This window comes from Patiriisocius sp. 208BN25-11 (genome assembly GCF_058147145.1).
In genome coordinates this window covers 1-976 of the sequence record NZ_JBYVJY010000039.1, presented here as the reverse complement: position 1 = coordinate 976, position 976 = coordinate 1, and the positions used below count along the sequence as shown (strand labels likewise).

Genomic DNA, 976 nt, shown 5'->3' with positions numbered 1-976 from the left:
AAAAACAGAACTATGAATAAATATCTGACAATATTATTACTCTTTTTTTTAGTTGTTTCCTGCAATAATAATAAAGAAAAAAAGAAAATCCTTTTCATTACTACCAATGTCAATGAAATGAAAAACGAACCAAATGGAACCTACCTAATTGAATTGGCAATTCCCTTTAATAAATTCTCTGAAAAAAACCTTGAAATTGACATAATATCACCGAAAGGAGGAAAAATCCCAATATATCATAGCGGAGATACAACAAGTTTAGTCAAATCTGTTATCAAAAGTGAACTGTTCAAAACTAAAACAGAAAATAGTTTAAAACCAACAGAAATCAATCCAAAGGAGTATTCGGCTGTTATAATTCCTGGCGGATATGGACAATTTTGGGACACTCATAAAAATGTAGACATTCTTCGTGCAATATCGGAAATTTATGATTCAGGTGGAATTATCGGAACAATAGGACACGGAACTGCTACACTTATCGATGTAAAATTAAAATCAGGCGAATATCTAGTAAAAGACAAAATAATGACAAGTTTTCCAACTTGGAATGAAAAAAACATAATGAAACAATCCGACTATGGAAAGTTGTTGCCATACGATATGGAAACTGAATTAAAAAAAAGAGGCGCTGATTTAAAAATATATAATCACGAAAAGAAAACAAATTATGAAATTGTTGATTCTGAAAACAGACTAATAACAGCATCTTTCGCAAATAGTGGAAATTTCATAGCAGATGAAGTTCTGAAACTGATTAATAAAACAGAATAAAAACGGCTTACAACAAAGTATAGCGTCCAATGCTTTGTTGATTTACCATTCTGAAAAAACAAGCATCACTCCTATTTGGGAAATTTCAAGTAACTTAGTGAACGCGTTCTAGCATCGGAACGCTATACAAAACCGTTACTTTTCATTTTTACGGAATGAAATAAATCCGAAAATCTGAATGCAGAAAATCATAAATTCGTCT

At 30.9% G+C, this 976-nt stretch carries 1 protein-coding gene; it reads left to right on the top strand.

Annotation, left to right across the window (positions count from 1 at the left end; genetic code table 11):
- Positions 1–774 (top strand): DJ-1/PfpI family protein (locus ACY2RS_RS15460; protein WP_490099570.1); only part of this gene is annotated, 774 nt, incomplete at its 5' end.
- Positions 775–976: the final 202 nt, after the last annotated feature.